The sequence below is a fragment of the Methylobacterium sp. WL6 genome (assembly GCF_008040095.1).
Taxonomy (GTDB): Bacteria; Pseudomonadota; Alphaproteobacteria; order Rhizobiales; family Beijerinckiaceae; genus Methylobacterium.
In genome coordinates this window covers 1-782 of record NZ_VRVH01000632.1, presented here as the reverse complement: position 1 = coordinate 782, position 782 = coordinate 1, and the positions used below count along the sequence as shown (strand labels likewise).

Below are 782 nucleotides of genomic sequence, written 5' to 3'. Positions count from 1 at the left end.
GCGGCGAGGTCGGCCGGCGACCCGGCGACGCCGGCTGCCTGCGCCGGATCGGGGCCGGGCGCGGCGCAGGTCCGGCGGAGGCCTCGAAGGCCGCCGCCGTCTCGTCCGCCTGCCAGCCGGGCAGGGCCGCGATCGCGACCGGCTCCAGCACGGCGTTGCCGACGCGCAGCGGCTCGGCGGCGCTCGCCGCGGCGGCCCCCGAAACGAGAGCGACCGCAGCGCGGAACGCTGCGGTCGGACGGGGCGGGTGTCGGGGCGGCATGGCTCTCGGGACGATGGCTGCGCGGGCGCCCTCAGGCCCCGGCTTCGGTCGCGACCAGCTGCCAGTTCGGGTCGCGGGTGCCCAGGGTGCGGGCGAAGGTCCAGACGTCGGGCACCTCGACCACGGCCTCGGCGCTGCCGTCCACCACGACGCCGTCGGCGTTGCGGGTGGCGGTGATGAGGTTGGAGAGGAACCGCACCGTGACCTGCGCGACGCGGTTCCGCACGTCAACGGCGACGATCTCGGCCTTGTCGATCGAGACGAAGGTGGTCTCCACCGTCTGGCGGTTCTTCTCGCGCTCGGCGATGGCGCGCTCGAACGCGTCGCCGACCTCGCGGGAGAGCAGGGATTTCAGGGTCTTCCGGTCGCCCTTGGCGAAGGCGATCATGATCGCCTCGTAGGCGCCCTTGGCGCCCTCGATGAAGGCGCGCGGCTCGAAGCCGGGCTCGGCCTGGACGATCGCCTCGAGGCCGCGGGCGACCGCCGAGCCGGGCTCGGCGATGCCGCGCCAGTCGCGCGC

At 75.4% G+C, this 782-nt stretch carries 1 protein-coding gene and 1 pseudogene; both read right to left on the bottom strand.

The window, feature by feature from the left end:
• Window positions 1-262, bottom strand: a pseudogene (locus FV230_RS30415) (hypothetical protein); the annotation flags it as partial.
• Window positions 263-293: 31 nt separating this feature from the next.
• On the bottom strand, window positions 294-782 hold a 489-nt coding region (locus tag FV230_RS28880), incomplete at its 5' end, for a Tim44/TimA family putative adaptor protein (protein WP_147844793.1).